This is a genomic window from Mesorhizobium sp. LMG 17147, assembly GCF_024297145.1.
GTDB lineage: Bacteria > Pseudomonadota > Alphaproteobacteria > Rhizobiales > Rhizobiaceae > Mesorhizobium.
In genome coordinates, this window is record NZ_JANCTC010000043.1 from 1 (window position 1) to 4,026 (window position 4,026).

At 57.7% G+C, this 4,026-nt stretch carries 5 protein-coding genes; 3 read left to right on the plus strand and 2 right to left on the minus strand.

Annotated features, from left to right (window positions below):
• Nucleotides 1-372: 372 nt before the first annotated feature.
• Nucleotides 373-2,298 (minus strand): LTA synthase family protein, encoded by a 1,926-nt coding sequence (locus NMG46_RS29390; protein WP_254820767.1) that lies wholly within the window; start codon nt 2,296-2,298, stop codon nt 373-375.
• A 210-nt stretch (nt 2,299-2,508) separates the two neighbouring features.
• Here NMG46_RS29390 and NMG46_RS29395 point away from each other — a divergent pair, with 210 nt between their 5' ends.
• The 3 genes from NMG46_RS29395 (at nt 2,509) to NMG46_RS29405 (ending at nt 3,775) form a co-directional block, all read left to right on the plus strand.
• Nucleotides 2,509-2,805, plus strand: a complete 297-nt coding sequence (locus tag NMG46_RS29395; RefSeq protein WP_254820768.1) for a recombinase family protein — start codon at nt 2,509-2,511, stop codon at nt 2,803-2,805.
• A gap of 228 nt (nt 2,806-3,033) precedes the next feature.
• Nucleotides 3,034-3,474 carry a hypothetical protein gene (locus NMG46_RS29400; protein WP_254820769.1) on the plus strand — a complete coding sequence of 147 codons (441 nt, stop codon included), beginning with the start codon at nt 3,034-3,036 and terminating at the stop codon, nt 3,472-3,474.
• 52 nt (nt 3,475-3,526) lie between these two features.
• Nucleotides 3,527-3,775: a hypothetical protein gene (locus NMG46_RS29405; RefSeq protein ID WP_254820770.1), complete on the plus strand. Its 249-nt coding sequence runs from the start codon at nt 3,527-3,529 to the stop codon at nt 3,773-3,775.
• Nucleotides 3,776-3,846: 71 nt separating this feature from the next.
• On the opposite strand, the gene NMG46_RS29410 is transcribed toward NMG46_RS29405, so the two are convergent.
• Nucleotides 3,847-4,026, minus strand: a 180-nt coding sequence (locus tag NMG46_RS29410; RefSeq protein WP_254820771.1) for a hypothetical protein, incomplete at its 5' end; no start/stop codon positions are given.

Below are 4,026 nucleotides of genomic sequence, written 5' to 3' on the forward strand. Positions count from 1 at the left end.
ACGCCCGACGGCGCCACAATCCAAGAGACCTGCCGCACCGGGCAAGCCGCGTGAACCGCTTCGACGCAAAACTGAAGCGGACAAATGATGTGCTACCAAACCGGACAACTTGATTTGCTACCGACAGGGCAAACGGCCGACGTGTCGTAAGCAGACGCAACGTCTTATGGATTTCCTGCCCGGACCCAAGGATGTTTTCCCGCATTTCGCCTGACAAAACAAACCGGATGCCCTGTTCGTATAATCGCGGGAGACGATCGAGGTAACGCCAACAAATCGAACAGCTCTACGCAGTCGGCAGTCAGCTGCAACAATTCCCGTCTCTCGACGACACGATCGGAGTTCGCGCATCACGCTGCAACTTCAGCTGCCTCAGCTCGTGTGCGCAGCCACTTTGCCTGTGGTTTCGGGGAAGAAATCGGGCGCCGCATGGCGCTTGCCGAACATCATGTCGTATTGCAGCAGACGGAAGTCGCGGATTGCCTGGTCGATCTCTTTCTTACGCGACCAATCGGGGGTGGCGTCGCCTCCCGGTGCCAACAGCAAATTACGGTCGACGACGCGGTAGCGCTCTCGCAACTGGCCGAGGAAGCCGGTGTAATACGGATGGCTGATGCCGGCCGTTTTCAGGATATGGTAGGGCAGGAAGGCCGGGCTGACGACGCCCAGATCCTCGGCCGGGCCGCTGCGGTTCGACCAGACGATCAATGGCGTCTGGTGGTGCTGTAGCATCTGGTCGGCCGCCTCCTTGCGCGGCGCGACATTGTCCTTCAGGAAACCGGTCTCGACGTAGACCGGCCCAAGCGGCGGCAGGTGATCGCCGAAGAATGCGATGACGGTCGGCCGCTCGCGTTTCTTCGCCCATTCGATCAGCCGCTCGAGGCCGCGGTCCGCATCGGAAGAGCCTTCGGCGTAGCTCAACAGCGATTCACGTGCCCATTGGCTGATCGGCGCCTGCACCTTGTGGGTCGGATTGTTATAGCGATACGGCTCATACGGCCCGTGGTTCTGCAGGCTGACGGCGAAAAAGAAGACCGGCTCGGCGCTGGTATCGGCTTCGCGGATGATCTCGTCGGTCATCGCTGCGTCCGACGCGAGCGGTCCGCGCTTCTGCATGGGCGGCAACGTCTCCTCGGACTTGAAGTCGTTGAAGCCGAAATCGGCATAGACGGCCCCCCGGTTCCAGAACCAGTTGGTGCCGGGATGGATGGCGCGTGCCCGGTAGCCCTGACTTTTCAGGAAGGTCGCCAGCGAGGGAGTCGGTGTCCGCACATATTGCTGGTAGGGAATGCTGCCCGCCGGCAGGAAGGCGTTGGAAAAGCCGGTCAGGGCCTCGAACTCGATGTTGGCCGTCATGCCGCCGAACTCGGGCGAGAACATGTAGCCCGTGCGCAGGGCCCGCACATTGGGGATAGGGTCGGGTGTGATGGTGACGCCGGGCAGCTTGGTCGGATCCCAGAAGGATTCGCTCATCACGACGATGATGTCGGGCTTCTCGGCAGGTACCGAGGCGGTCACCTGCGGTTTGCCGATCGCTTCGATCGCCTTGTCGGAATAGCCGGGCGGCGCCGAGACATGCGCCATCGGGACGTTCAGCGCGAAGGCGAGCGCAAAACCGTTCGAGGCATAGTTTTCCTTCTGGTCCCACATAATCGGGATGATCTGCAGCCGGTCGCGCGTCCACGAGAAAGTGGCATAGTCCATGATGGAGACGAAGAAAGCGATCAGCGGCACCGTCAGCGTCAGCCGGGCAAGGCGGCCCTTGTGGCTGAGCGCCGGAACGCGGCGGCGCCATAACCGCCAGCCATAGACGAGCAGCGACAGCCCGCCGACGATGCCGATCGCCAGGGCAATGGCGGTTCCCGGGCGGTCGCGGACCAGGAGCGGCATCAGTGCCACGATCTGCCGGGAATAGAGGAAATCGGTCGGATAGAGCGGATCGCCGAGATAGAGGGACTTCTGGTGGCCGACGAACGCCAGCGACAATGTCAGCGGCGCGACGATCATCAGGCTCTGATGGCTGCGGCCGAGCACGGCGTCGAGACCGATGAGGATCAGCGCAAAAATGATGATCGTGGTCCAGCCGGGTTTGAAAGGCTGCAGAAAGAAATCAATGGTGCCGGCAAAGTTGCCGCGCACGATCAGTTCGATGGCAAACACCAGGATGGCCGCAGCCAGCAAGCTGATAAGGCCATAGCGGATGACAGGCCATCTGCGCGCCGGCAGATAGCCAGTCGACGGATCGCCTTCAAGAAACTGTGGCGCCGCCTCGGCTGCGCTCTGCTTGGTCTTTGCCACTTCAATAGTTCCCCGGCCCGCAACAAAGGCGTCACTCGATTGTCATCGAACTGTCACGCAAAGCCTAGCGCCTGCGGCGGAAATAAGAAGAGCCAACAAACAAATCGTGAGCGGTTTTCATCATGAGTGATCGGGTAAAAGTTTTACCACCCTAGAAGCTTGTAACGCCGATCAAGCTTCCCATATGGCGGTTGAATACGATGGAAGCCTATGAAAACGCTGCATTTTTCTACAGAAGGCAAATATTCGGAAAGTGTCGCATATTCGTACATCCGGTGGTCATCGGCCGTCCAAGGTGATGGCGATTCTTTGCGTCGTCAAAAGCACATGGCCGAAGACTGGTGCCACAGGAATGGCGTTAGACTTGCCGATGAAGTCATGATCGATGCTGGCGTGTCGGCATACCGGGGCAAGAACCTGAAAAGAGGGTGCAATCAGCGCCTTTGTGGCCGCTGCCAAGGATGGCAAGGTGGCAAAGGGTTCATTCCTACTGGTGGAAGCCCTTGATCGCCTAAGCCGTATGAGAACGGTGGAAGTGCTACGAGTCTTCCTTGAAATTATCCACTCCGGAATCGTGCTGGTCACGCTCGGGGAAGAAGCTGAACGGATGTTCCGTTGGGAAGATATTAACGAACGGGATTTGGAAGACGCCATTGACGAAATGCGGTCAAGCCATCGCTTTTCGCAGAAGCCCGCAATAACACCAACAAGCGACTCCAATTCCGTTGCAAGGGTGTGGCCGTCAAAGCGTGCAAGGCCAAGCCATGGCACTATCAGGTGTTTGAAAATGCCTTCCTGAATTTCGTGAACGAGATTGACCTACAAGCCATCGTCAATGGCGGTTCGGAGTCAAAGCTGGCTGAAATCACAAGGCAGCTTCAAGCCCTACAAGGTCAGCGGCTAGACGCAGAGCGCAACATCGAAACTTTCATGGGCTTGATCCGTGAAAATCGCACAGGGGCTGCAAGATATGCCTCGGCCATCGATGAAGACCAAGCCAAGCTGGACGCCATCAGCGAACAGATGAAGGTGCTAGAGGCAGAGCGCATCAAGGTACAGGTGGAGCGTAGGGCATCTTCCGATCTGCTACCGGCGGAATTGCCACAGGATTTCAAAGTGCGGGCAAAGGTGGCTGAACATCAGGACGATTGTGGAGCAAGTGACGCTAAAACGTGACCCGACATCCAAGTTCGGTTCAAACTACACAGTGCACTTTGCAGGCGGTGGAATGCGAACCGTGCATGTGGACTATACGAACCCACGGAAGCCTTATGCGATCACCAATGATGACGAGTCCGGTAAGCCTAATGCAATCCCAGAGGATGCACAGACAGCGCTGGGACTGATGAGGGATGAGATTGCCAACATTACCCATGAAACCCGTTGGCTTATCGAGAATGGGGAAATGGATGGTGCCAAGGAAATTATAAAGAATCTCCAGAGCTTCGCAGACACCATCCGGGAGCGGGTTGGCTAGCCACTAGTTGGATGCTCGGTCGAAACCCACCATGATGATGGAGTCGATCGGATAGTCCGCACCAACGTTTTTCAGCGCATAGCGAGCGACGGCTTCCTTTGAATTCGCTCGTTCGACTTTGCAAGGTAAGCGGTGTTTCCTGACCACCTTTCGGGAGTGGTCGCGATCTGTGAGGTTGCCGATCCTGTATTGGGATCGGAGATCGGCTTGTGTCTGGACTTGACCTTACGCTTGACCCGGAGCGGCAGCTT